A 26084-nucleotide genomic window follows, 5' to 3' on the forward strand; every position below is an offset into this window, starting at 1 on the left:
CGCCACCGGCGGATCCGTCAGTAGGACTTGGGCAGGCCCAGGGTGTGCTGGGCGACGTAGTTGAGCACCATCTCCCGGCTGACCGGGGCGACCCGGCCGACCCGGGTGGCGGCCAGCAGGGCGCCCAGCCCGTACTCCTGGGTCAGGCCGTTGCCGCCGAGGGTCTGCACCGCCTGGTCGACGGTGCGGGCGGCGGCCTCCCCGGCGGCGTACTTGGCCATGTTGGCGGCCTCCCCGGCGGCCTGGTCCTCGCCCGCGTCGTAGAGCAGCCCGGCCTTCTGGGTCATCAGCCGGGCCAGCTCGATCTCCACCGCGCACTGGGCCAGCGGGTGCGCCAGGCCCTGGTGGGCGCCGATCGGGGTGGACCAGACGGTACGGGTCTTCGCGTACTCCACCGCCTTGCCGAGCGCCTGGCGGGCCAGGCCGAGCGAGAACGCGGCGGTCAGGATGCGCTCCGGGTTGAGGCCCGCGAACAGCTGGAGCAGGCCGGCGTTCTCGTCCCCCACCAGGGCGTCGGCGGGCAGCCGGACGTCGTCCAGGAAGACCTGGAACTGCTTCTCGGGGGCGACCAGTTCCATCGGGATCGCCCGGTACTCGAAGCCGGGGGTGTCGCGCGGGACGACGAACAGACAGGGCTTGAGCTTGCCGGTCCGGGCGTCCTCGGTGCGGGCGACGAACAGCACGGCGTCGGAGTGGTCGATGCCGGAGACGAACACCTTGCGGCCGGTCAGCAGCCAGTCCTCGCCGTCCCGGCGGGCGACCGTGGAGATCCGGTGCGAGTTGCTGCCCGCGTCCGGCTCGGTGATGCCGAAGGCCATCTTGCGGCTGCCGTCGGCGAGTCCGGGCAGCCAGCGCCGCTTCTGCTCCTCGGTGCCGTAGCGGGCGATCACCGTGCCGCAGATCGCCGGGGAGACGATCAGCAGCAGCAACGGGCAGCCGGCGGCGCCCAGTTCCTCCAGCACGATGGCGAGGTCGCTGATGCCGCCGCCCCCGCCGCCGTACCCGGCGGGCAGGTTGACGCCCAGGTAGCCGGCCTTGCCGGCCTCCGCCCAGAGCTCCTCGGCGGGCTCGCCGGCCCGCGCCTTGGCGAGGTAGTAGGCGGAGCCGTAGCGGCGGCCGAGGTCGCCGACGGCCTGGCGCAGGGCGGTGCGCTCGGGGGTTTCGAGGAGCTGACTGCCGATGGACGACATACGTGGTCCTTCCGCTGTGCGGGTGGGCGGGCGGTGCTCGGGCGGGCGGGGCTCGGTCAGGCGGTGATCGGGCGGGCGGCGCTCGGGCGGGCGGGGCTCAGGACTCTTCGGGGGACTTGACGACGGCGAGCAGGGCGCCGAGCCGGACCTGCTCGCCCGGGGCGACCCGCAGTTCGACCAGGACGCCGTCGGCGGGGGCGGTGACGCGGTGCTCCATCTTCATCGCCTCCAGCACCAGCAGCGGCTGACCGGCGGTGACGGTGTCGCCGACGGCGGCGCCGGTGCGCAGCACGGTGCCCGGCATCGGGGCGAGCAGGGCGCCCGGATCGGTCCGGTCGGCGGGGTCGGGGAAGCGGGGCAGGGCGGTCAGCGCGGTACTGCCGGTCGGGCTGTCGACGTACACCCGGTCGCCGTAGCGGGCGACGTCGTAGCGGCGCCGGACCTCGCCCTCCCGGAGGACAACGAAGTCCGGTGCCACGTCGAGGAGTTCGGCGTCCGGGTGGTCGGCGGACTCCAGGCCGGCCCGGGTCCGGCGGTAGCGGACCGCCAACTCCCTTCCGTCGGCGGTCCGGTAGCGCTTGGCCTGGGGCTGGGAGGGCAGGTTGCGCCAGCCGGAGGGCAGCGCGGTGCCGCGGGCGGCGGCGTCGGCGAGGGCGGCGGCCAGCGCGGCCCGCTCGGGTCCCCCGGGGTCGGGCGCGGTGAGCTCGGCGGCGTGCTCGGCGAGGAAGCCGGTGTGCAGGCGTGCGGCCAGGAAGGCCGGGTGCCGCAGTGCCCGGACCAGCAACTCCCGGTTGGTGGCGGGCCCGTGGATCCGGGCCCGGGCGAGCGCGTCGGCCAGTCGGCGGGCGGCGGCGGCGCGGGTCGGGGCACTGACGATGACCTTGGCGAGCATCGCGTCGTAGTGCGGGGTGATCTCGTCGCCGGAGGCCACCCCGGAGTCCAGCCGCACTCCGGTGCCGCCGAACTCCCGGTGTTCCACGGTGAGTTCGATCCGGTGCAGGGTGCCGGTGGCGGGCTGCCAGTCCTTCGCCGGGTCCTCGGCGTACAGCCGGGCCTCGATCGCGTGGCCGGTGCTCGGCGGCGGGGTCGCCGCGGGCAGCTCCTCCCCCTCGGCGACGGCGAGTTGAAGGGCGACCAGGTCCAGGCCGGTGACCGCCTCGGTGACCGGGTGCTCGACCTGGAGGCGGGTGTTCATCTCCAGGAAGAAGAACCGGCCGTCCTCGGCGAGCAGGAACTCGGCGGTGCCGGCGCCGACGTAGCCGATCGCCCGGGCGGCGCTGACCGCCGCCTCGTGCAGGGCGGCCCGGACGGCCGCGGGCAGGCCGGGGGCCGGGGCCTCCTCGATCACCTTCTGGTGCCGGCGCTGCAGCGAGCAGTCGCGGTCGCCGACCGCCCACACGGTGCCGTGGGCGTCGGCCAGCAGTTGGACCTCGACGTGCCGGCCGGTGGGCAGGTAGCGCTCGCAGAACACCTCGTCGGAGCCGAAGGCCTTGGCCGCCTCGGCCCGGGCGGACTCCAGTGCGGCCGGGAGGTCCGCGAGCCGCTCGACCACCCGCATGCCGCGGCCGCCACCGCCCGCCGCGGCCTTGACCAGCACCGGCAGGTCGGCCTCGGCGGGCTCGGCGAGCGCGCCCAGCACGGGCACCCCGGCCCCGGCCATCAACCGCTTGGCGGCGGTCTTGGAGCCCATCGCCGCGATCGCCTCCGGCGGCGGGCCGATCCACACCAGCCCGGCGTCCAGCACGGCGCGGGCGAACTCGGCGCTCTCGGAGAGGAATCCGTAGCCCGGGTGGACGGCGTCCGCCCCGGCCTGGAGGGCGGCCCGGACGATCAGCTCGCCGCGCAGATAGGTGTCGGCGGGTGCGGCCCCGGGCAGCCGGACGGCGGCGTCGGCCTCCCGGACGTGCGGGGCGGCGGCGTCCGGGTCGGAGTGCACGGCGGTGGTCGCGATGCCGAGCTCCCGGCAGGTGCGGAACACCCGGCGGGCGATCTCGCCCCGGTTGGCGACCAGGACATTGGTGATCATCATCTGGGGTTCCCCCTACATCCGGAAGACGCCGTAGCCACGCGCGCCCTCGACCGGCGCGTTGTGGATCGCGGACAGGCACAGGCCGAGCACCGTACGGGTGTCGCGCGGGTCGATCACGCCGTCGTCGTAGAGCCGCCCGGACAGGAAGACCGGCAGCGACTCCGCCTCGATCTGCTGCTCGACCATCGCCCGGATCGCCGCGTCCGCGTCCTCGTCGTACGGCTGCCCCTTCGCCGCGGCCGACTGGCGGGCGACGATGGAGAGCACCCCGGCGAGCTGCTGGGGGCCCATCACCGCGGACTTGGCGCTCGGCCAGGAGAACAGGAAGCGCGGCTCGTAGGCCCGGCCGCACATCCCGTAGTGGCCGGCCCCGTAGGAGGCGCCCAGCAGGACGGACAGGTGCGGGACGGTGGAGTTGGAGACGGCGTTGATCATCATCGCGCCGTGCTTGATGATGCCGCCCTGCTCGTAGTCCCGGCCGACCATGTAACCGGTGGTGTTGTGCAGGAACAGCAGCGGGATGTTCCGCTGGTTGGCCAACTGGATGAACTGCGCCGCCTTCTGGGACTCCTGGCTGAACAGCACGCCCTGGGCGTTGGCCAGGATGCCGACCGGGTAGCCGTGCAGCCGGGCCCAGCCGGTGGCCAGGCTGGCGCCGTAGAGCGGCTTGAACTCGTCGAAGTCGGAGCCGTCGACGATCCGGGCGATCACCTCGCGCGGGTCGAAGGGCACCTTGAGGTCGCCGGGGACGATGCCGAGCAGCTCCTCCTCGTCGTACTTCGGCGGCTCGGCGAAGCGGTCCGGGTCCGGGCCGGGCTTGCGGTGGTCCAGCCGGGCGACGATCCGGCGGGCGATCCGCAGCGCGTCCGGCTCGTCCACCGCGAAGTGGTCGGCCAGGCCGGAGCTGCGGGCGTGCATCTCCGCGCCGCCCAGCGACTCGTCGTCGGCCTCCTCGCCGGTGGCCATCTTCACCAGCGGCGGGCCGCCCAGGAAGACCTTGGCCCGCTCCTTGACCAGCACGGTGTGGTCGGACATCCCCGGCACGTAGGCGCCGCCCGCCGTGGAGTTGCCGAACACCACGGCGACGGTCGGGATCCCGGCGGCGGACAGCCGGGTGAGGTCCCGGAACAGGGCGCCGCCGGGGATGAAGATCTCCTTCTGGCTGGGCAGGTCGGCCCCGCCGGACTCGACCAGGTTCACCACCGGCAGCCGGTTGTGCAGCGCGATCTCGTTGGCCCGCAGCGCCTTGCGCAGCGTCCACGGGTTGCTGGCGCCGCCGCGCACCGTCGGGTCGTTGGCGGTGATCACGCACTCCACGCCCTCGACCACCCCGATGCCGGTGACCAGCGCGGCACCCACCGGGTAGTCGCTGCCCCAGGCGGCCAGCGGGGACAGCTCCAGGAACGGCGAGTCCGGGTCGACCAGCAGCTCGATCCGCTCCCGGGCCAGCAGCTTGCCGCGCTTGCGGTGCCGCTCCACGTACTTGGGGCCGCCGCCGGCCAGCGCCTTGGCGTGCTCGGCGTCCAGCTCCACCAGCTTGGTGATCATCGCGGCGCGGTGCTCCGCGTACTCGGCGCCGGCCGGGTCGACCCGGGTGGACAGGGCGGTCATAGCAGTACCTCCGGGATGTCGAGGTGGCGCGAGCGCAGCCACTCGCCCAGGGCCTTGGCCTGCGGGTCGAAGCGGTGCTGGGCGGCGACGCCCTCGCCGAGCAGGCCGGTGAGGGTGAAGTTCACCGCCCTGAGGTTGGGCAGCAGGTGCCGGGCGACGGGCAACTCGGCGGTTTCGGGCAGCAGTTCGCGCAGCCGGTCGACGGTGAGGGTGTGCGCGAGCCAGCGCCAGGCGTCCTCGCTGCGGGCCCAGACGCCCAGGTTGGCGTCACCACCCTTGTCGCCGCTGCGGGCGCCGAGCAGCAGGCCGAGCGGGGCCCGGCGGGTCGGGCCGGGCGGCAGGGGCGCGGGCAACTCGTGCTCGACGGCCCCGGGTTCTGAGGTCACCGGGGCCGGCGGGACGGGGATCCGGCTGCCGTCCGGCAGGACGGCGGTGTGCTCGACCAGCCCGGCGTCGACGTGCGCGGCGGTGAACACCCCGTACGGGGCGCCCGGGCCGGGCGGGGCGGTGAGGTGGAAGCCCGGATACCCGGCGAGGCCCAACTCCACGGCCGACTTGCCGAGTTCACGGCCGACCTTGGCCGGATCCCGGTCCCGGGCGGTCAGCCGGAGCAGGGCCGAGGCGGCCTCCTCGGTGGCGGCGTCCGGGTGGTCGGTGCGGGCCAGCGTCCAGCGCAGCTCGGCGGGCCGGGACTCGGGCGGCAGGGCGGCGGCGAACTGGCGCCGCACCAGGGCGGCCTTGGCCTCGATGTCCAGGCCGGTGAGCACGAAGACCACCTCGTTGCGGTGGCCGCCGAGGCGGTTCAGCCCGACCTTGAGGGTCGGCGGCGGGGCCTCGCCGCGCACCCCGTCGATCCGCACCCGGTCCGGGCCCTCCTCGGTGAGCCGGACGGTGTCCAGCCGGGCCGTGACGTCGGGGCCGAGGTAGTGCGGTCCGCCGGTCTCGTACAGGAGTTGGGCGGTGACGGTGCCGATGGTGACGGCGCCGCCGGTGCCCGGGTGCTTGGTGATCACACTGGAGCCGTCGGCGTGCAGCTCGGCCAGCGGGAAGCCCGGACGGTCCACGTCGTGCTCGCCGAAGAAGGCGTAGTTGCCGCCGGTGGCCTGCGCCCCGCACTCCAGCACGTGCCCGGCCACCACCGCCCCGGCGAGCGGGTCGAGATCGGCGGCGGTCCAGCCGAAGTGGGCGATCGCGGGCCCGGCCACCAGTGCGGCGTCCGTCACCCGGCCGGTGACCACCACATCGGCGCCCCCGGCCAGACAGGCGGCGATGCCGAAGCCGCCGAGATAGGCATTGGCGGCCAACAGGCCCTCGGGCAGCCCGAGTTCGGCCCGGCGCGGCAGCAGGTCGTCGCCCTCGACCCGGGCCACGGCGGTCGGCACGCCCAGCCGCTGGGCCAACTCCCCCAGCCGCTCGGCGAGTCGGGCCGGATGGAGACCGCCCGCGTTCACCACGATCTTCACGCCGCGGTCGCGGGCCAGCCCGAGGCACTCCTCCATCTGCCGCAGGAAGGTCCGGGCATAGCCCAGCGACGGGTCCTTCAGCCGGTCCCGGGCCAGGATCAGCATGGTCAGCTCGGCCAGGTAGTCCCCGGTGAGCACGTCCAGCGGCCCGCCCGTGAGCATCTCCCGCACCGCCGCGAAGCGGTCCCCGTAGAACCCCGAGGCATTGCCGATCCGCAGTACCGAGCTCGTGCGCGTCAAAGCGCCTCCCCTGCCGCTGGGTTGACGGCACTTCGCACGAGCGCCGCCGGGCAGCAGCGTGGCACCGGCCGAAGAAAAAAGCAATCATGCCTGCTTGTTTTTCGGTCAGCGGTGTCAGCGGTGTCAGCGGTCCCCGGTTCGGCTCCGCGCGATATTCGGTGCGTTCACGGCCGGGTCGCGGCTAGCCTCGGCGGCATGACCTGGCTTCCTGCTGACTTCGTCCATCCCGTCCACGTGCCGCTGCTCGACGGGGCGTACCACCTGCGGCCGATCCGGGAGGCCGACGCGCCGATGGACTATCCGGCCGTGATGGGCTCGCGGGAGCGGCTGTTCGGGATCTTCGGGCCGGCCTGGGGGTGGCCGGCGGAGACGATCACGGCCGAGGCCAACCGGATCGACCTGGCCCGGCACGAGCGGGAGATCGCCGCGCACCAGTCGTTCAACTACGCGCTGCTGGACGCGGCGGAGACGGCGGTGCACGGGTGCGTGTACATCGACCCGCCGGAGCGGGTGGGGGCGGACGGCGAGATCTCCTGGTGGGTGGTGGACGGGCTGGTCGGCAGCGAGGTGGAGCAGGCCTTCGACGCACTGGTGCCGAAGTGGATCGAGAGCGACTGGCCCTTCGAGCGGCCGCGCTTCCTCGGGCGCGGGATCAGCTGGCAGGACTGGCTGGCGCTGCCGGCGGCCCCGGATGCCTGAGCGGCCCGAGCCGCCCGAGCCGCCCGAGCGCGCACTGAGTTTCGGCACGGTGGCCCAGGCCTACGAGCGGTACCGGCCCGGGTATCCGACCGCGCTCTTCGACCTGGTCGCCGAGTACGCGGGCCGCCCGCCGCGGACCGCGCTGGAGATCGGCGCCGGGACGGGCAAGGCGACCCGGATGTTCGCCGGGCAGGGCGTCGCCGTCACCGCGACCGAGCCCGACGGCGCGATGCTCGCCGAGCTGCGCCTGCACACCCCGGCGGGCGTCCGCGCGGTGCGGGCGGCCTTCGAGGAGCTGCCGGCCGACGGACCGTACGACCTGGTGTACGCGGCGGCCTCGCTGCATTGGACCAGCCCGCGCGGGCGGTGGCCCCGGATCGCCGAACTGCTGGCGCCCGGCGGGGTGTTCGCCTCCTTCGGCGGGCCGGTGGAGCTGGCCGATCCGGCGGTGGCGGAGGCCGTCCGGACGGCCCGGGCGCCGTTCCTGGCGAGCGACGACGTCCCCTCCCCGGACGGCACGCCGCCGGAGCGGGCGATGCGGTGGCCGGGTACCGAACTGCTGCGCTCCGCGCTCTTCACCGACGTCCGACAGGCCGTGATCGCCCGGCGGTCGACGATCGGCGCGGCCGAGTACGTCGGCCATCTCTCCACCGTCTCGGCCTACTTGATGCTGTCGGCCGAGACCCGGGAGGAGGTGTTCCGGCGGATCCTGGCCGTGCTGCCCGCGCGCGTGGAACTGGACGCCGACATCACCGCGCACCTCGCCCGGCGCCGTTGATTCGTCACTTCCGCCAGTACGACGGCCCGTCGGGCTGCGCGAGACTTCCGGAACGACCGCGGAACGGAAGGACGGCGCGATGGGCGTGCAGCAGTACGACGGGATCGGCGAGGCGTTCGAGGGTTTCAAGGCCCTGCCGCTGACGCGGTTCGGTGAGGTGCCGAGCTTCCTCGCCATGGTCGGGGACGTGCGCGGCAAGGCCGTCCTCGACCTGGCGTGCGGGACGGGCTTCTACAGCCGCGAGGTCCGACGGCGCGGCGCGACGGAGGTGCTCGGGGTCGACATCTCCCCCGAGATGATCGCGGCCGCGGAGTCGTTCGAGCGGCGGGAGCCGCTGGGGGTGCGCTACCAGGTCGGCGACGTGGCCGAACTGCGGGAGCTGGAACGGAAGTTCGACGTGGCGCTGGCGGTGCAGTGCCTCAACTACGCGGAGGACCGCGCGTCGCTGGACCGGATGTGTCGCAACGTCCACCGCAGTCTGGTGCCGGGCGGGGAGTTCTTCGTCTTCGCCCAGAAGCCGGACTACGCCTTCGACTGCGCGTCCCTGGAGCGGTACGGGTTCCGCTGCGAGCCCACCGGTGACCACGTCGAGACCGGCCCGCGGGTGCGGGTCACCGCGCTGCTCGACCCGCAGCCGATCAGCATCCTCGGCACCGTCCCGCGCCGCGAGGTCTACGAGGAGGCGCTGGGCGCGGCCGGGTTCTCCGGGCTGGAGTGGGTGCCGCTCGGGATCTCCGAGGAGGGCCGGCGCGAGTACGGCGAGGACTTCTGGGCGGACCTGCTCGCCCACCCGCCGCTGGAGATGCTGCGCTGCCGCGCCTGAGCGGCCGCCGCATCCGAGCGGCAACGCCCCGGAGCCCGACGGCCCGGCCCCCGGACACCGGTCCGCACGGGGTCGGGCCGTCCGGCCGTCCGGCGGATTCTCCGGCAGGCCCCCGGCGGGATTCCCGGCCCGGGAAGGCGATCAGTTTTCGAGAAGCGCCCGCCCGGGCCCCGCGCCTAGCGTGGCAGTCATGAACGACATCAGCATTCACTGGACCTTCCTCCCGCACACCGACCCCGAGGCCAGCCTCGCCTTCTACCGCGACCTGCTGGGCTTCGAGGTCCGCCAGGACGTCGGCGGCGGCCCGATGCGCTGGATCACCGTCGGCCCGGTCGGCCAGCCGAGCGTCTCCCTGGTGCTGGAGCCGCCGTTCGCGGACCCGGGCATCACCGAGGACGAGCGGCGTACCATCACCGAGATGATGGCCAAGGGGACGTACGCCCGCGTGGTGCTCGCCACCGCCGACCTGGACGGGGTGTTCGACCGACTGAAGTCCGGCGGCGCCGAGCTCGTCCAGGAGCCGACCCAGCAGCCGTACGGCGTCCGCGACTGCGCCTTCCGCGACCCGGCGGGCACCATGGTCCGCTTCAACGAGGTGCGCTGACCCCTCCCGGGCCCGGCCCCAGCTGAGCCCTCCCGGGCCCGCCCCGACCCCGACCGGCCGGGGCGGGCCCGCCCACCCGTCCGTAGCAGCAGCACGACCGCCAGGAGCGAAGAGAACGATGGCCGAGCCGCACGTCGCCGACAGCCACGACCTGATCCGCGTGCACGGTGCCCGCGAGAACAACCTCAAGGACGTCAGTGTCGACATCCCCAAGCGCCGGCTGACGGTGTTCACCGGGGTGTCCGGCTCCGGCAAGAGCTCACTGGTCTTCGACACCATCGCCGCCGAGTCGCAGCGGCTGATCAACGAGACCTACAGCGCCTTCGTCCAGGGCTTCATGCCCTCGCTGGCCCGCCCCGAGGTGGACGTGCTGGAGGGGCTGACCACCGCGATCATCGTCGACCAGCAGCGGATGGGCTCCGACCCGCGCTCCACCGTCGGCACCGCGACCGACGCCAACGCGATGCTGCGGATCCTGTTCAGCCGGCTCGGCACCCCGCACATCGGCTCCCCCAAGGCGTTCTCCTTCAACGTCCCGTCGATCAGCGGCGCCGGCGCGGTGACCGTGGAGCGCGGCGGCCGGACGGTCAAGGAGCGGCGCAGCTTCAGCATCACCGGCGGCATGTGTCCGCGCTGCGAGGGCCGGGGCCGGGTCTCCGACATCGACCTGACCCAGCTGTACGACGACGGCAAGTCGATCTCCGAGGGTGCGATCACCATCCCCGGCTGGAAGGTCGACAGCTGGTGGACGGTAGGCGTCTACGCCAACTCGGGCTTCCTCGACCCGGACAAGCCGATCCGCAGGTTCACCAAGAAGGAACTGCAGGACTTCCTGTACCGGGAACCGACCAAGGTCAAGGTCAACGGGGTCAACCTCACCTACGAGGGCCTGATCCCCAAGATCCAGAAGTCCATGCTGTCCAAGGACAAGGACGCGCTGCAGCCGCACATCCGGGCCTTCGTGGAGCGCGCCGTCACCTTCACCGCCTGCCCGGACTGCGAGGGCACCCGGCTGAGCGAGGCCGCCCGGTCCTCCAGGATCGCCGGGATCAGCATCGCCGACGCCTGCGCGATGCAGATCAGCGACCTCGCCGACTGGGTCCGCGCGCTGGCGGAGCCCTCGGTGGCACCGCTGCTCTCCGCGCTGCAGCAGGCGCTGGACTCCTTCGTGGAGATCGGCCTCGGCTACCTCTCCCTGGACCGCCCCTCCGGCACCCTCTCCGGCGGCGAGGCCCAGCGGGTCAAGATGATCCGCCACCTGGGCTCCTCGCTCACCGACACCACGTACGTCTTCGACGAGCCCACCACCGGGCTGCACCCGCACGACATCAGCCGGATGAACGACCTGCTGCTGCGGCTGCGGGACAAGGGCAACACGGTGCTGGTGGTGGAGCACAAGCCGCAGACCATCGCGATCGCCGACCACGTGGTGGACCTCGGCCCCGGGGCCGGGACGGCGGGCGGCTCGGTGTGCTTCGAGGGCGGGGTGGCCGGGCTGCGGAAGAGCGGCACCGTGACCGGCCGGCACCTGGCCGACCGGGCGGCGCTGCGGACGGCCGTCCGCAAGCCCACCGGCACGCTGGCGATCCGCGGCGCCAACACCCACAACCTGCGGGACGTGGACGTGGACGTGCCGCTCGGGGTGCTCACCGTGGTCACCGGGGTGGCGGGCTCCGGGAAGAGCTCGCTGATCCACGGCTCGATCCCGACTGAGGAGGGCGTGGTCTCGGTCGACCAGGGCGCGATCAAGGGCTCCCGGCGCAGCAACCCGGCCACCTACACCGGGCTGCTGGAGCCGATCCGCAAGGCCTTCGCCAAGGCGAACGACGTCAAGCCGGCCCTGTTCAGCGCCAACTCGGAGGGCGCCTGCCCGACCTGCAACGGCGCGGGCGTGGTCTACACCGACCTGGCGATGATGGCCGGGGTGGCCACCACCTGCGAGGACTGCGAGGGCCGGCGCTACGACGCCTCGGTGCTGGAGTACCGGCTGGGCGGCCGGGACATCAGCGAGGTGCTGGCGATGTCGGTGACCGAGGCGGAGGCGTTCTTCGGCGCCGGGGAGGCGAAGCTTCCGGCCGCGCACCGGATCCTGGCGCGGCTGGCCGACGTCGGCCTCGGCTACCTGAGCCTCGGCCAGCCGCTGACCACGCTGTCCGGCGGTGAGCGGCAGCGGCTGAAGCTGGCCACCCACATGGCGGACAAGGGCGGGGTCTACGTCCTGGACGAGCCGACCACCGGGCTGCACCTGGCGGACGTCGAGCAGCTGCTCGGCCTGCTGGACCGGCTGGTGGACTCCGGGAAGTCGGTGATCGTGATCGAGCACCACCTGGCGGTCATGGCGCACGCGGACTGGATCATCGACCTCGGCCCGGGCGCCGGGCACGACGGCGGGCGGGTGGTCTTCGAGGGCACCCCGGCCGAGCTGGTCGCGGCCCGCTCGACGCTGACCGGGGAGCACCTGGCGGAGTACACGGCGGGCTGACCCCGATCACCCCAGCGGCAGGACCATCTCCAGGATCCGGGCCCGCTCGTCCAGCACGTACGGCGTCTCGGCGCCGTTGTAGGTGAAGCCGCGCCGCCGGTAGAAGGCGGCGGCGCGGTGGTTGGCCTCGTGCACGCCGAGCAGCATCCACCCGGCGCCGCCGTCCCGGGCCCAGGCGATCACCGCGTCCAGCAGGGCGTCGGCGACGCCGTGCCCGCGGCCGCGGTGCGCCGGGTCGACCCAGACGCCGATCAGGTCGACGGTGGCCTCCTTGCGGCTGGGGACGGCGAGCATGGTGGCGACCCACTCGTCGGTCACCGGGTCCACCGCGACCAGGCCGATCCGGCCGGGCTCGTTCAGCCACTCGGTGCGGGCCCGCCAGTTGCCCTCGCCCTGCAGCCGGGCGTAGTCGAGGGTCTCGCCGAACGCCATGGGGGTGTCGAGGAGTTGGGCCAGCCGGATGGTGCGCAACCGCTGCCAGTCGTCCCGCCCGATCCGCTCGATCCGGTACTCCACGCCGTCCCCCGTCGGGTGCGAATGCCTCCGCCGCCGGTGACCACCGGCGGCGGAGGCAGGATAACCGGAACGGATGCTACGGCTTGATCCGGACCACCTGCGGGTCGTGGTCGCTGGCCTGCTTCGCGAACTCGGCGTTGATGTGCACCACGTCGTACTTGGCGTAGCCGACCTCGGGGCTGACCAGGATGTGGTCCAGCACCTGGGAGTTGCCCTGGTAGACGTAGGAGTACTGCTCGGTCTCCGGCAGCTCGTTCACCAGGTCGCGCAGCACGCCGTCCTTGGTGAGGGCGGCCAGCGCGGGCGAGAACTGGTAGTCGTTGAAGTCGCCGAGCGAGACCACCTTGGCCTCCTTGTCGGCGGCCAGCAGCTTGGCGACGAAGGCCTGCTCGACGGTGGCCTGCTTGAGCCGCTGCACCTCGGAGCTACGGGTCGGGGCCTGGAAGCGGCTGTCGATGCCCTGGTCGCCGCCCTTGCTGTTGAAGTGGTTGGCGATCACGAAGACCTTCCGGCCGCGGAAGGAGAACTGGCCGACCAGCGGCTTGCGGCTGTTGGTCCACGCCTCGTCGGTCGGCTCGATCCGGCCGGGCGAGGCGGTGAGCGCGGTGGATGCGCCGGTGCCGGTGACGCCGACGGCACTGGTGGCGGCGCCGCCGGGGATGTCGGTGAAGGAGACCCGCTGGGGGTTGAACAGGAAGACCTGGCGGATGTTACCGCCGGGCTCGCCGCCGTCCTTGCCGTCCTGGGGGTCGACCGAGCGCCAGTCGTAGGCGGGGCCGCCGGCCGCCTTGATCGCGGCGAGGAACTTGGCCACGGTCTGGCTCGCGTCGACCGTGCCGTCGTTCTTGGCGCCGTTGTTGTCCTGGATCTCCTCCAGGGCGACGATGTCGGGCGAGCGCAGGTTGGTGACGACGCCCTGGGCCAGCTCGGCGAACTTGGCGTCCGGGTTGGTGGCGGCCAGGTTCTCCACGTTGTAGGTGGCGATGGTGAGTTCGCGCTCCCCGGCCTGGGCGGTGACCTCGCGCTGGAGGTGGTTGTCCTTGAGGGTGCCCAGGGTGCCGGCGACCAGGGTGTAGCCGCCGAACTGGTTGTAGTCCAGCGGTCCGGTGGTGGTGCCGGTCAGCTCGTCGCCGACGTTGGCCACCGGGAACGGCTGCTGGGAGACCGGCGCCTGCTGCTGCACCATCAGGCGGCCGACGTTGGGCTCGCGGTAGGACTCGTACAGCACGCCGCCGCGCTTGCTGCGCTGGTCCTGCCGGTCGGCGGCGACCCACAGCTCGTTGTACTTGTCGGTCGCCTGGATCACCCGGACGTCCTTGACCTGGACGAGCATGCCCTCCAGCGACTCGTAGAAGTCCAGGGCGTACTTCTCCGGGTTCAGCTGCCCGGCGTCGATGCTGCCGTCGGGCCCGGCCGGCGGGGCGTAGGTTCCGGGGATGTTGCGGGTGTCGACGACCACGGGGGCGGGCAGCGGGTTGCCGGCCGAGAGCACCGTGACGGCGGGGCCGGTGAGTTCGGTGATGGACTGCGAGCCGCCGGAGTAGTTCGGGTAGTACTCGCTGACCTTGCCGCTCACCAGCACCGAGTCGCCGACCTGCACGGTCGGGTTTCCGCCGGTGTAGACGAAGATGCCCTCGCTGGTGGCGGGGTTCGCGTCCGGATTCGGGTCCTGCAGCCAGAAACCCTTGACGCTGCCGTAGGCGCGCACGCCGGTGACGATGCCGGGCACGCCGGTGACGGGCTTTCCGGCCTGCGGGGATATCCGGGTGGTGCCCTGGATGTCGTGGATCCGCAGCGGGCCGGCCTCGGTCGGCGCGGGCGGGGCGGCGGCCGGGCCGGCGGCGTCGGCGGCCGGCAGCGGGACGAGCACCAGCGAGACGGCCAGGGCGGCCGGGGCGATCGCGGCGCGCAGCAGGGCGGTTCTGCGGGGGCGGGGTGCGGGGGCGGTGGTCACCGGGGCATGGCTCCTGGCTCGGGCAGCGGACGCTACTCGCGTAGAAGAAGGGTGCGGAGAGAGCGGGGGACGGCCTCCGTCCCCCGCGGCGCCCTCAAGATACGCGCGTAGAAAATGCCCCGACAAGACCTCGTCAATGAACTGTCGGTTCCGACCGGATGACGCGCAAAGGCGTCAATTCAGTTTTCTCCCAGGCTCCTTGCAGCTTTCACCAAGCTTGACCCCGCCTTTGCCCTGCTTTACCCGTTCCGTTCCGTACGCGTAGGCGTAGGCGGACGTGTACGCCTACGTCTACGCCTACGCGTACGCCTACGGCCTCAGCCGATCCGCTCCACGATCAGCTCGCACAACTCGTGGGTGCGCAGCGCGTCGTGGGCGTCCAGGGTCTTCCCGGCCCGCACCGCGTCCAGGAAGCCCAGCACGCACTGCTCGATGCCGCGCTGGCGGGCCACCGACACCCAGTCACCGCGCCGGCGCACGGTGGGCTGGCCGCGGTGGTCGATCACCTCGGCCAGGTTGCGCACCTCGCGCTTGGAGTCGCCGCCGGAGACCTCCAGCACCTCCTCGGTCGAGCCGGAGAGCCGGTTCATGATGCCCAGCGCGGTGAACCCCTCCCCGCCGAGCGTCAGCACCACGTGCTCGACCAGTCCCTCCCGGTCCTTGCGGGCCCGGACGTCCACGTGGTCGATCTCGCCGGGCACCAGGAACCGCAGGGTGTCCACCACGTGCACGAAGTCGTCGAAGACCAGGGTGCGGGCGGCCTCGGGGAGGCCCTCGCGGTTCTTCTGCAGCACGATCAGGTCACGTGGACGCTCCAACGCCTGGGCGTAGCCGGGCGCGTGGCGCCGGTTGAAGCCGACCATCAGCGAACGGCCGGTCCGGTCGGCGAGGTCGACCAGCTTCCGGGCGCCGTCCACGGTGTAGTCCAGCGGCTTGTCCACGTACACGTCGACCCCGGCGCGGAGCAGCCGCTCGGTGATCGGCACGTGCTGGTCGGTGGCGGCGTGCACGAAGGCGGCCCGGATGCCGCTGTCGATCAGCTCGTCGAGGTCGGTGAACCGGCTCCCGGCGTCGACCCGGTAGGTCTCCCCCAGCCGGTCCAGCTTGGCCCGGTCCCGGGTCATCAGCCGCAGGTCCAGGCCCGGCAGGGCGGACACCACCGGCAGGTACGCCTTCTGTGCGATGTCGCCGAGGCCGATCACACCGACCGGCAGCGGACCGGCGGGGACAGCGGTCGAGGGCATGGAGGTCTCCTGAGGGGTGCGGCCGTCGTTTCCCGCCACCCTACGCGGTCCCCCCGCGCCGCCTCGGGCCCGATCACGGGCCCCCACGTGCGCGGATGGTAGGGGAAACCCGACCATCGGGTCTCGACCTGGCCGTCATGACGTCGCCTCCGCGCGCGGCTGGAATGAACGGGTGCTCACTCCTCCGAACGACCGGGCCCACCCGGCTCCGGAGGCGGTCGGACGCAGGTGGTACTGGTGCGCCGGATGGCTCGCCTGCGCCGCCTGGGCCGCCGTCTTCCCCCTCGACTCCTCCCTCGGACCGCACCGGACCTGGGGCACCGTCGCCGCACTCGGCTACCTCGGCGCGGCGCTCACCGTCCTGCTCCCGTCGCGGCGGGACGCCCGGGCCCGCTCGGTCGCCGTCGCGCTCGCCGGTGCGGTGGTGCTGCCGCTGCTCCTGCTGGTGCACACCGGGGCGGCGCAGAGCGAGGTCGGGGTGATCGAGCGCTCCGGCTCGCTGCTGCTGCACCAGGTCTCCCCGTACCTCGACGACCCCCGCACGGTGGACGAGGTAACGCCCTATCTGCCGGGGATGGCCCTGCTCGGGCTGCCCCGGGCGCTGCTCGGCACCCAGGGGCCGCTGGCGCAACTGGCGGGCGACGCCCGGCTCTGGTGCGCGACCGTGTTCCTCGCCGCCCTGTGGACCGCCCACCGGCTGCTGCGCGCCGCCGCACCCGGCGCCGCACCGCGGTGGCGCACGGTGTCGCCGGGGACGGTACTGGCCGCCCTGCTCGCCTCGCCGGTGGTGGCGCTGCCGCTCGCGGTCAGCGGCGTCGACCTCCCGCTGACCGGCCTGCTCTGCCTGGCCCTCGCGCTCGCCGCGGTACGGCGCCCGGCGGCGGCCGGGCTGGTGCTGGCCGCCGCCTGCGCCATGAAGTGGACCTGCTGGCCCGCGGTCGCCGTCGCCGCCGCCCTGCTCGCCGCCACCGCCGGGCGACGGGCCGCGGCCCGCTGCCTCACCGTGGCGTTCCTCGGCACCGCCGCACTGGTGCTGCCCGCCGCGCTGCTCGCCCCCGGGCCGATGGTCGACCAGGTGCTGGCCTTCCCGCTCGGCCACGGCGAGCTGCGCACCGAGGCCGCCAGCCCGCTGCCGGGCCGGCTGCTCGCCGGCCTCGGGCCGGCCGGCTGGTATGCGGCGGTCGCGCTGCTGCTGCTCGGCGGCCTGGCCGTCGCGGGCTCGCTGCTGCGCCGGCCGCCCCGTGACCTGGTCGCCGCCGCCGACCGGCTGGCCCTCGGGCTGGGCCTCGCCTTCCTGCTGGCCCCGGCCGGGCGGTTCGGCTACCTCGCCCTGCCCGCGGTGCTGGCGGTCTGGGCCCGCCTCGTACCGGAGCCCGTTCGCGGGCTGCCGCTGCCCGCGCAGGCGGCCGCACCCGCCACCCGTGTCACCGTCCGACCCGCCCCGCCCCACCCGACCCCACTCCACCCCGGAACCGAGGCATCGACTCCCATGGGCACCACCCTGATCGTCACCAACGACTTCCCGCCCCGGCAGGGCGGCATCGAGACCTTCGTGCACGCGATGGCGGTGCGCGTCCCGGACGACGACGTGGTGGTCTATACCTCCGCCGAGCCCGCGGACACCGGTTGGGCCGCCACCCTGCCCTTCCCGGTGGTCCGGGACCGCAGCCGCACCCTGCTGCCCACCCCCCGGGTCACCCGTCGGACGCTGGAGATCGCCCGCGCCCACGGCTGCGACCGGGTCTGGTTCGGCGCCGCCGCCCCGCTGGCCGCGATGGCGCCCGCGCTGCGCCGGGGCGGCATCGAGCGGATGGTCGCCACCACCCACGGCCACGAGATCTGGTGGGCCCGCGCCCCGATCGCCCGACGACTGCTGCGCCGGATCGGCGACCACGTCGACGTGGTCACCTACCTCGGCGAGTACACCCGGCGCCGGATCGCCCCGGCGCTGGGCCCTCGGGCCCGGCTGGCACGGCTCGTCCCGGGCGTGGACGCCGAGGCGTTCCGGCCGTCGTCGGCGCACCGCCGAGTGATCCGCGAGCGGTACGGGCTGGGCGACGCCAAGGTGGTGCTCTGCGTGTCCCGGCTGGTCCCGCGCAAGGGCCAGGACACCCTGATCCGGGCACTGCCGCTGATCCGCCGAGAGGTCCCGGACGCCGTCCTGCTGATCGTCGGGCACGGCCCCGACGAGCCCCGGCTGCGCCGACTGGCCGGCCAACTCGCCCCGGGCGGCGTGGTGTTCGCGGGCGGCCAGGACCACGCCTCGACGCCCTGGTTCTACGCGGCGGCGGACGTCTTCGCCATGCCGTGCCGGACCAGGAGGGCCGGCCTGGAGGCGGAGGGCCTGGGCATCGTCTTCCTGGAGGCCGCGGCCGGCGAACTGCCCGTGGTGGCGGGCGACTCCGGCGGCGCCCCGGACACCGTGCTGGACGGCCGGACCGGCAGCGTGGTGGACGGCCGGTCCGTGCCGGCCGTCGCCGCGGCCGTGTCGGCGGCCCTGCTGGACGCCGACCGGGCCCGGGAGTTCGGGCGGCGCGGCCGGGAGTGGGTGTCCGAGCAGTGGTCCTGGGACGCCTCGGCGCAGCGGCTCAACCGGCTGCTCAGCCCCGGGGCGGACCTGCGGGCCGTCACCGTCCCGTCGGTGGACTGACCTCGCCGCTCCCCCGGCCGCGCAGGTGGGCCAGCACCGCCAGCACCCGCCGGTTGCCCTCGACCGGGTCGAGGTCCAGCTTCATGAAGATGTTGCTGGAGTGCTTGACCACCGAGGCCTCGGTGACGGTCAGCCGCTGGGCGATCGACTGGTTGTTGAGCCCCTCGGCCATCAGCCCCAGCACCTCCCGCTCGCGCGGCGTCAGGCGCTTCAACGGCTCGTCGGCGGTGCGCTGCCGGAGCAGCACCCGCACCACCTCCGGGTCCAGCACGGTCTGCCCGGACGCCACCCGCTCCAGCGCGTCCAGGAAGTCGGCGACCTCGCCGACCCGGTCCTTGAGCAGGTACCCGAGGCCGCCGTCGGTGGACGCCTCGTCGCTGAACAGCTGGGTCGCGTACGCCGTCGCCACGTACTGGGAGAGCACCAGGACCGGCAACCCCCGGTGCCTGGACCGAAGTTCGACGGCGGCCCGGAGCCCCTCGTCGCGGAAGTCCGGCGGCATCCGGACGTCGGTGATGACGATGTCGGGCCGCTCGGCGTCGACGGCGCGGGCCAGTTCCCCGGCCTCGCCGACCGCGGCGACCACCTGGTGGCCGACCCGCCCGAGCAGCTCCACCAGGCCGGCCCGGAGCAGGACGGCGTCCTCGGCGAGCACTATCCGGAGCACGGGACCTCCACGCGCAGTCGGGTCGGTCCTCCGACCGGGCTGGTCACGATCAGTCGTCCTTTCAGAATGGCCACCCGGTCGGCCAGCCCCTGGAGGCCGGCGCCGGCGGCGGGATCGGCCCCGCCGCGGCCGTTGTCGGTGACGAGCAGCACGAGTGTGCCGCGGTCGAGGTGGGCCACCACGTCGATCCGGTCCGCGCCGCTGTGCTTGGCGGCGTTGGTGAGCGCCTCGGTGACGGTGAAGTAGGCGGCCGTCTCCACCGGGCCGGGCAGCCGGTGCGGCAGGTCGATGTCGACGGTCACCGGGACGGGGTGGCGCAGCGCCACCTCGGCGACCGCCGCGGGCAGCCCGTGGTCGGTCAGCACCTGGGGGTGGATCCCGCGCACCAGGGTGCGCAGCTGCGCCAGGGCCTGCTTGGCCTCGCCGCGGGCCCGGGTGACCAGCTCGGCCGCGGCCGGGTGCTGCCCGCGCAGCTCCAGTTCGGCGAGCCCCAGGGTCATGCTCAGGGCGACCAGCTGCTGCTGGGCGCCGTCGTGCAGATCGCGTTCGATCCGGCGCCGCTCGGCCTCGAAGGCGTCCACCAACCGGGCCCGGGAGCGGGTGAGTTCGACCACCCGGCCGCCGAGGTCCTCGTCCCGGAGCGCCAGCAGCCACCGCGCCGTCCACACCTGGGCCCCGGCCAGCAGGCACCCGGCGTAGGCGGAGAGCACCAGCCCGACCGCGCCCGCCGCGCTGCCCGGCAGGGCCGCCAGCGGCTCCGAGATCGGGTGGCCGGGGATCAGCATCACGGTGTCCGGGCTGATCGCCCACACGATCAGCGGCGTCACCAGCAGTATCAGCGACAGCCCGAGCAGCGCGACGAAGCCGAGACCGCTCGCCGTGAACAGCACGCTGTGCAGCAGCAGATGGGCCAGCTCGCGCCAGGTCGCCCGCTCCCTCAGCCGGGTCCGCAGCCAGGCCGCGGCGCCCGCGCCGGGCAGCGAGCCGTGCGGGTCGGGCAGCGGGACGGGCTCGACCAGCAGCAGCCGGCGCCGCTCCAGCGCGCCCAGCGGCACCCCGAGCACGGCCACCCCGGCCAGCACCAGCAGCCCGACGCCGACCACGGACAGCGCGACCCCGAGGACCAGCAGCACGGCCAGCACCAGCAGCGAGACGGCGCCCTGGAGGGTGCCGGTCAGCAGGAACGCCCAGGCCCGCAGCGGCCACCGCGACCACAGGAAGGCCGTCGGCCGCCGTCGCACGGCCGCCCACACGGCAACCGCCATGGCGTCGCCCCCTCCCCCGCACGCGTACGAACTCCCGGCCGACCCTATCCCCCGCTCAGGCCCCGGCGGCGGCGGCCTCGGCGAGGGCGTCCAGGACGGGGCGGATCAGGGGGTGGCCGTCGGCGCCGGCCCGGACGGCGGCGAAGACCCGGCGGGTGGCGAGGTCGCTGTCCACCGGGCGGACCGCGACCCGGGCCAGGTCCACGCCGCGCAGCGCGGAGCGCGGGACCAGGGCGACCCCGGCGCCGGCCGAGGCCAGTGCGACGACGGCGCGGAAGTCGTCCGAGGAGTGCAGCAGCCGCGGCTGGAAGCCGGCGTGCTCGCAGGCCAGCAGGACCACGTCGTGGCACGGGTTGCCCGGGTACGGGCCGATCCACGGCTGGTCCGCCAGGGCGGCCACCGCGAGCGGTCCGGCCTCGGCGGCCAGCGGGTGGGTCAGCGGCAGCACCGCCTCGAAGGGCTCGGCGTACAGCGGGACCCGGGTGAGCCGGGCGTCGTCGCCGCGCGGGGCGCCCCGGTACTCGACGGCCACCGCGAGGTCGGCCCGGCCGTCCAGCAGCATCGGCAGGCTGGCGTCGCCCTCGGCGTCCAGCACCTTGAGCCGCACCCCGGGCGCCCGCTCGGCGAGCAGCCCGATCGCCGGGGCGAGCACGTGCGAGATGCCGGTGGCGAAGGAGGCGACGGTGACCTCGCCCGCGACGCCCGCGCTGTAGGCGGCGAGGTCGGCCTCGGCGCGCTCCAGCTGGGCGAGCACCGCGTCGGCGTGGCCGAGCAGGATCTCCCCGGCGGCGGTCAGCCGCACCCCCCGCCCCTCCCGGGCCAGCAGGTGGTGGCCGGTCTCCTGCTCCAGGGCGGCGAGTTGCTGGGAGACCGCGGAGGGGGTCAGGTAGAGCGCGGCCGCCGCGGCGGTCACGGTGCGGTGGTCCGCCACGGCCCGGAGGGTCCGCAGCCGTCGTGCGTCGATCACAGCCCAATTCTGCCAGCGTGGCGGAGCGGGCCGTCCGGGGTCGGCTTCGGGACTGGCTCCGGGGGCGGTTTCGGGCCCGGCTCCCGGGTCGGCTCCGGGCCCGGCTCCCGGGTCGGTTTCGGGGCCGGAGGGGCGCAGTACCACCCGTGGCGTATTTCGGGACGAGATCGCTTCGGCCCGTTGACCGTCCCGCTCGGTCGGCGCTTGGCTCGTGGCCGAGCCGGGCCGGCGGGGATCCCCGGGCCCGGCACCGTCATCAGGGGAGGCTGTCCATGATCACCGCTCGTTCCCGCCGCCGACTGGCCCGTACCGGCTGCGTCCTGGTGGCCGCCCTCGCGGTCGGTGCCGTGCTGCCGGCCTCGGCCGAGGCCCGGCCGCCCAAGGGCGACACCGCCCGGGTCAGCGAGGGGCCGAAGGGCGAGCAGCTCGACGGCCCCTCGTACGCGCTCGGGCTGAGCGCCGACGGCCGCTCCGCGCTGTTCTCCTCGACCGCGACGAACCTGCTGCCCGACGGCGCCGCGAACGGCGGTGACGTCTACGTCCGGGACCTGCGCAACGGGCACGTCGAGCGGGCCAGTGTGGCCGACGACGGCTCCCGGCTGAACGCCGCCACCTCGGACGCCTCGATCAGCGGCGACGGCCGCTACGTCGCGTTCAGCACCGCCGCCACCAATGTGCTGCCCGGCCAGGCCCGGCACCGGAGCGACGTCTACGTCCGGGACCGCTGGACCGGCCGCACCGAGCTGGTCTCCGCCGGCCGCCTCACCACCACCGACGACGAGACCATCCGCGGCGCCGACTCCCCCACCCTGAGCCGGGACGGCCGCTACGTCGCCTTCGCCTCCGACCGCACCGACCTGGCCGCCGGGGTGCACCGCGGCAAGCAGAACGTGTTCGTCACCGACCGCTGGACCCGCACCACCCGGCTGGTCACCGTCGGCACGGACGGTCAGGGTGCCGACAACAACTCCTTCCGCCCGACCATCAGCGCGGACGGCGGCACGGTCGGCTTCATCTCCCGGGCGGGCAACCTCCTCCCGACCGCGCCCGCCCCCAGCCCCGCCGCGGCTCCGGAGGCCGCCGCCGCGCTGGCCGGCCCGCGGTTCTACCCGTACTACGTCTGGAAGGCCGCCACCGGGAAGACCACCGGCGCCAGCCTGGATGCCACCGGCGCACTGACCGGCAGCGGCAACGACGCCCGGATCAGCCCCGACGGCCGCTTCGCCCTCTACGCCCTGCCGGTCTACGGCGTCGGGCGGCCCGGCACCCACGGCATCCGGATGGACCTCTACGTCCGCGAGCTGGCCACCGGCCGGACCACCCTGGTCAACACCCCGCTGCCCGGCACCACGACCACCGAGGGCGCCTACGACCCGGCCATGACCGAGGACGGCCGCTGGGTCTACTTCGACTCCGGCGCCGACGACCTGGTGCCCGGCGACACCAACGGGCAGAGCGACGTCTTCCGCCGCGACCTGCGGACCGGCCGGATCGAGCGGGTCACCGCCGCCCTGGACGGCTCGCAGAGCACCGGCGGCTCCGACAGCCCGTACGTCGACGCCACCGGCGACACCGTCGTCTTCACCGCCGAGGACGCCAACCTGGTGCCGGGCGACACCAACACCCAGCTGGACGTGTTCCTGCGCCGGCTCTGATCCGACTGCCGCTTACGACAGCTGACGTATATTCCGACCGGCTCCACCTCAGCTGTTGACCCGGCCGACCCGGCCGACCTGGTCCCACCCGGCTCTCCTGCCACCGGGTGGGACCGGGTCCGTCAGCGGACCGGCAGGGACAGCTCGGCCGGGCCGAAGGTCACCGTGGCGTCCTTCGGGGTCTCGCCGCCGTACAGCCCGTCGTGGGTGCCGAGCACCAGCGCCAGCCGGTGCCCGGCCGGGAGGTCGTAGGCGGTCGGGAACAGCGTGACGTCCAGCGGGAAGGGCTGCCCGGCCGGCCGGCCGCTCCAGCTCTGCGGGGCGTGCGCGATCAGCCGGCCCACGCCGAGGGCGTCCACGTCGTAGAGGTAGGCGATCGCCGTGCCCTGCGGCGCGGAGGCGGTGACGGTGGTGTGCACCCGGGCGGCGCCGCGCACCGCGAGGCCCTGCCGGTACGGCTCCGACTGCCGGACGGCGGCGGCGGAGCGGTCGAGCAGCGGCACCAGGACGGTCGGCGGCTGGTGCAGCCACTGGTCGACCAGGCCGGAGAGCAGCACGGTGCCGCCGCTGGCGCCGGAGGGCTCGTCGCCGCGGACGGTCGCGGTGTCGCCGAACGTCACCCGCTCGGTGCGGGAGCCGACCGAGCGCCAGTCCGGGTACGCCTCGTGGCCGCCGTCCGGGCGGACCTCCAGGTCGACGCCCGGCGGCAGGTCGTTCGCGCCGGGCGCGCCCTTGAGGTAGCGGTCGAGCCAGCCGCGGGCGTTGTCCCAGGTGGCGTTGGAGAAGCCGAGCAGGCCGGTGAACTCCTGGCTGGCGTGGTCTCCCGGGCGCAGTTCGAGGCGCTTGGGGACGGTCAGCCGCTGGTAGAAGTCGGTCATCTGGCCGGGGTTGAAGAAGCTGTCGCTCCAGCCGTTGGCGAGGTAGACCGCGGCGCCGTTGGCGTTGATCCGGTCCAGGTAGGTGGCCGGCGAGCGGACGTCCGCCCACTTCACCACCTCGGGCAGGTCGTGGTCGCCGAACAGGTCGTCCAGGGCGGTCGCGAACTCCGGGCTCTTGCGGCCGGTCAGGCCCTCGATGGTGGCCAGCCGGGTGGCGGCGGAGGTGTGCCGGGTCTGCCCGCTGTACAGCGCGTCGGTCAGGTCGGCCCAGCCGCTGAGCGAGGCGACGGCCTTGATCCGCGGGTCGAAGGCGGCGCCGAGCAGGGTGAGGCCGCCGCCGAGCGACAGCCCGATCATGCCGACCCGGTCCGGGTCCGCCGCGGTGTGGGCGAGCGCCCAGTCGATCACCGTCGAGATGTCGGCGACGTCCTTGGGGCCGGCGACGTCCACCTCCCCGCCCGAGCCCCAGAAGCCGCGGACGGTGTACGTCACCACGACGTACCCGGCGGCGGCGAACTTGTGCCCCTGGGCGACGTACTCCAGGTCGTTCTGCCCCCAGCTGGCGGGCTGCACCACCACCGGGTAGCGGCCCCGGGCGTCCGCGCCCGGGGTCCCGGCGGGCGGGGTGAACACGTCGGCCTTGAGGACCACGCCGTCCGCGGCGGTGATGTCGGCCAGCCGGAAGCCGCCGAACGCCGACGCGGTGGCCGGCGCGGCGGCGAACTCGGGTGCCGCGAAGGCGGGTTGGGCCACCACACCGGTCCCGAGCCCGACGCCGAGCCCGAGTGCCAGGGCGAGCACCGCGCTCGCCGTCCGGTGGCCGCCAGTCCGACGGGGTCGTGCCATCACGCTCTGCTCCCTCAGTTCACCCGATGTGATCATGAGCGAGCCTATGAGCTGACGACCCCTCAGAGGAGGCGATGATCAGCCAAATTACTGGCCGGTAACGTGAGGTCGCCGCAGCTCGGGCGCCGGAAACCGCGAACGGGGGCGGGACACCGGTACGGGCCGGCGTCCCGCCCCCGATGCGGGAGGGTGGGGCAGGTGGTTCGGGGGCCGTGCGGCGTGGGGAGTCGATTCAGCCACGCCGCACGGCGGTTGTGGGCCCGCGGGCCGGTCCGGTTCCGAGCGGTCCGGCCCGCGGGCAGTCGGTGGGGCGGTCAGCCCTCCAGCGCGGCCCGGGCGTCCACGAAGGCCGCGACGGCGCGCTCGACGTCCTCGGTCGAGTGGGCGGCGGACAGCTGGACCCGGATCCGGGCCTGGCCGTGCGGCACCACCGGGAAGGAGAAGCCGATCACGTACACGCCGCGCTCCAGCAGGAGTTCGGCCAGCCGGCCCGCCTTCGCCGCGTCGCCGATCATCACCGGGGCGATCGGGTGGTCGCCCGGCAGGATCTCGAAACCGGCCTCGGTCATCTTCGAGCGGAACAGCGCGGTGTTGGCCGCCAGCCGCTCGCGCAGCTCGTTGGACTGCTCGACCAGGTCGAGCACCTTGAGCGAGGCCGCCGCGATCACCGGGGCCAGCGAGTTGGAGAACAGGTACGGGCGGGAGCGCTGGCGCAGCAGGGCGACGATCTCCCGGCGGGCGGCGACGTAGCCGCCGGAGGCGCCGCCGAGCGCCTTGCCCAGGGTGCCGGTGATGATGTCCACCCGGTCCATCACGCCGTGCAGTTCGGGGGTGCCGCGGCCGCCCGCGCCGACGAAGCCGACGGCGTGCGAGTCGTCCACCATGACCATGGCGTCGTAGCGGTCGGCCAGGTCGCAGATCTCGCGCAGCGGGGCGACGTAGCCGTCCATCGAGAACACGCCGTCGGTGACGATCAGGCGGCGGCGGGCGTCCTGGGTCTCCTTGAGCTGCTGCTCCAGGTCGGCCAGGTCGCGGTTGGCGTAGCGGTGGCGGCGGGCCTTGCTGAGCCGGATGCCGTCGATGATGCTGGCGTGGTTGAGCGCGTCGGAGATGACGGCGTCGTTGGCGTCCAGCAGGGTCTCGAAGACGCCGCCGTTGGCGTCGAAGCACGAGGAGTAGAGGATGGTGTCCTCCTGGCCGAGGAAGGCCGAGAGGCGGTCCTCCAGCTCCTTGTGCACGTCCTGGGTGCCGCAGATGAAGCGCACCGAGGCCATCCCGTAGCCCCAGCGGTCCAGCGCGTCCTTCGCCGCGGCCAGTACCTCGGGGTGGTCGGCCAGGCCGAGGTAGTTGTTGGCGCAGAAGTTCAGCACCTCGCCCGGGCGGCCGCCGGAGGTGACGGTGACCTCGGCGTTCTGCGGGCTGCCGATCACCCGCTCCGGCTTGAACAGGCCGGCCTCGCGGATCTCGTCGAGGGTGGTGGCGATGTCGGCGCGCACGTTGTCGAACACGAACGGTCTCCTAGT

General features: G+C 74.0%; 19 protein-coding genes and 1 pseudogene. 8 read left to right on the top strand and 12 right to left on the bottom strand.

Annotation, left to right across the window (positions count from 1 at the left end; genetic code table 11):
- Positions 1–17: 17 nt before the first annotated feature.
- From ACIP4P_RS15915 to ACIP4P_RS15930, 4 genes are all read right to left on the bottom strand, one after another.
- Positions 18–1190, bottom strand: a complete 1173-nt coding sequence (locus tag ACIP4P_RS15915) for an acyl-CoA dehydrogenase family protein (protein WP_400918440.1) — start codon at positions 1188–1190, stop codon at positions 18–20.
- Positions 1191–1287: 97 nt separating this feature from the next.
- A complete protein-coding gene (locus tag ACIP4P_RS15920) occupies positions 1288–3216 on the bottom strand; it encodes an acetyl/propionyl/methylcrotonyl-CoA carboxylase subunit alpha (RefSeq protein WP_400918888.1) in 1929 nt (642 codons plus the stop codon).
- 15 nt (positions 3217–3231) lie between these two features.
- A complete protein-coding gene (locus ACIP4P_RS15925; RefSeq protein ID WP_400918443.1) occupies positions 3232–4830 on the bottom strand; it encodes an acyl-CoA carboxylase subunit beta in 1599 nt (532 codons plus the stop codon).
- Positions 4827–6533, bottom strand: coding sequence for an acyclic terpene utilization AtuA family protein (locus tag ACIP4P_RS15930; protein ID WP_400918446.1), 1707 nt, complete (start codon positions 6531–6533; stop codon positions 4827–4829). The genes ACIP4P_RS15925 and ACIP4P_RS15930 overlap by 4 nt, the downstream gene beginning before the upstream one ends.
- Before the next feature lie 195 nt (positions 6534–6728).
- On the opposite strand from ACIP4P_RS15930, the gene ACIP4P_RS15935 reads away from it, so the two are divergent.
- The 5 genes from ACIP4P_RS15935 to ACIP4P_RS15955 all read left to right on the top strand — a co-directional run bounded on the left by ACIP4P_RS15935 (position 6729) and on the right by ACIP4P_RS15955 (position 11919).
- Positions 6729–7232, top strand: a complete 504-nt coding sequence (locus ACIP4P_RS15935) for an N-acetyltransferase (RefSeq protein WP_400918449.1) — start codon at positions 6729–6731, stop codon at positions 7230–7232.
- Positions 7225–8010, top strand: coding sequence for a class I SAM-dependent methyltransferase (locus ACIP4P_RS15940; protein WP_400918452.1), 786 nt, complete (start codon positions 7225–7227; stop codon positions 8008–8010). Before ACIP4P_RS15935 ends, ACIP4P_RS15940 begins: the two co-directional genes overlap by 8 nt.
- A 79-nt stretch (positions 8011–8089) precedes the next feature.
- Complete coding sequence (locus ACIP4P_RS15945) at positions 8090–8833, top strand: class I SAM-dependent methyltransferase (RefSeq protein WP_400918455.1); 744 nt, start codon at positions 8090–8092, stop codon at positions 8831–8833.
- A gap of 190 nt (positions 8834–9023) precedes the next feature.
- Positions 9024–9437 (top strand): VOC family protein, encoded by a 414-nt coding sequence (locus ACIP4P_RS15950; protein WP_350513027.1) that lies wholly within the window; start codon positions 9024–9026, stop codon positions 9435–9437.
- 118 nt (positions 9438–9555) lie between these two features.
- Positions 9556–11919: an ATP-binding cassette domain-containing protein gene (locus ACIP4P_RS15955; RefSeq protein WP_400918457.1), complete on the top strand. Its 2364-nt coding sequence runs from the start codon at positions 9556–9558 to the stop codon at positions 11917–11919.
- A 6-nt stretch (positions 11920–11925) separates the two neighbouring features.
- Here ACIP4P_RS15955 and ACIP4P_RS15960 read toward each other — a convergent pair whose 3' ends face one another.
- The 3 genes from ACIP4P_RS15960 to ACIP4P_RS15970 form a co-directional block, all read right to left on the bottom strand.
- Positions 11926–12435: a GNAT family N-acetyltransferase gene (locus ACIP4P_RS15960; protein WP_350513025.1), complete on the bottom strand. Its 510-nt coding sequence runs from the start codon at positions 12433–12435 to the stop codon at positions 11926–11928.
- A 76-nt stretch (positions 12436–12511) separates the two neighbouring features.
- Positions 12512–14389 (bottom strand): endonuclease/exonuclease/phosphatase family protein, encoded by a 1878-nt coding sequence (locus tag ACIP4P_RS15965; RefSeq protein ID WP_350513024.1) that lies wholly within the window; start codon positions 14387–14389, stop codon positions 12512–12514.
- Positions 14390–14706: 317 nt separating this feature from the next.
- Positions 14707–15603 carry a Gfo/Idh/MocA family oxidoreductase gene (locus ACIP4P_RS15970; protein ID WP_350513190.1) on the bottom strand — a complete coding sequence of 299 codons (897 nt, stop codon included), beginning with the start codon at positions 15601–15603 and terminating at the stop codon, positions 14707–14709.
- A gap of 604 nt (positions 15604–16207) precedes the next feature.
- Here ACIP4P_RS15970 and ACIP4P_RS15975 point away from each other — a divergent pair.
- Positions 16208–16927: pseudogene (locus ACIP4P_RS15975) on the top strand (glycosyltransferase 87 family protein); the annotation flags it as partial.
- 195 nt (positions 16928–17122) lie between these two features.
- Positions 17123–18283, top strand: a complete 1161-nt coding sequence (locus ACIP4P_RS15980) for a glycosyltransferase family 4 protein (protein WP_400918891.1) — start codon at positions 17123–17125, stop codon at positions 18281–18283.
- Here the strand turns inward: ACIP4P_RS15980 and ACIP4P_RS15985 are convergent.
- The 3 genes from ACIP4P_RS15985 to ACIP4P_RS15995 are packed head-to-tail and all read right to left on the bottom strand — an operon-like array spanning position 18261 to position 21182.
- Positions 18261–18950: a response regulator transcription factor gene (locus tag ACIP4P_RS15985; RefSeq protein WP_350513023.1), complete on the bottom strand. Its 690-nt coding sequence runs from the start codon at positions 18948–18950 to the stop codon at positions 18261–18263. The genes ACIP4P_RS15980 and ACIP4P_RS15985 overlap by 23 nt on opposite strands.
- Positions 18938–20215 carry a sensor histidine kinase gene (locus ACIP4P_RS15990; RefSeq protein WP_400918462.1) on the bottom strand — a complete coding sequence of 426 codons (1278 nt, stop codon included), beginning with the start codon at positions 20213–20215 and terminating at the stop codon, positions 18938–18940. Before ACIP4P_RS15990 ends, ACIP4P_RS15985 begins: the two co-directional genes overlap by 13 nt.
- A gap of 55 nt (positions 20216–20270) precedes the next feature.
- Positions 20271–21182, bottom strand: coding sequence for a LysR family transcriptional regulator (locus tag ACIP4P_RS15995; protein ID WP_400918465.1), 912 nt, complete (start codon positions 21180–21182; stop codon positions 20271–20273).
- Between the two features lie 272 nt (positions 21183–21454).
- Between ACIP4P_RS15995 and ACIP4P_RS16000 the strand changes: the two genes are divergently transcribed.
- The gene (locus tag ACIP4P_RS16000) at positions 21455–22837 is read left to right on the top strand and encodes a TolB family protein (RefSeq protein WP_400918468.1); all 1383 of its coding nucleotides are present in this window, start codon (positions 21455–21457) and stop codon (positions 22835–22837) included.
- Positions 22838–22959: 122 nt separating this feature from the next.
- Here ACIP4P_RS16000 and ACIP4P_RS16005 read toward each other — a convergent pair whose 3' ends face one another.
- Positions 22960–24561, bottom strand: coding sequence for a CocE/NonD family hydrolase (locus tag ACIP4P_RS16005; RefSeq protein ID WP_400918471.1), 1602 nt, complete (start codon positions 24559–24561; stop codon positions 22960–22962).
- A gap of 314 nt (positions 24562–24875) precedes the next feature.
- Positions 24876–26069 (bottom strand): glycine C-acetyltransferase, encoded by a 1194-nt coding sequence (locus tag ACIP4P_RS16010; RefSeq protein WP_400918474.1) that lies wholly within the window; start codon positions 26067–26069, stop codon positions 24876–24878.
- Positions 26070–26084 lie beyond the last annotated feature (15 nt).

The sequence above is a fragment of the Kitasatospora sp. NPDC089509 genome (genome assembly GCF_044749365.1).
GTDB lineage: Bacteria > Actinomycetota > Actinomycetes > Streptomycetales > Streptomycetaceae > Kitasatospora.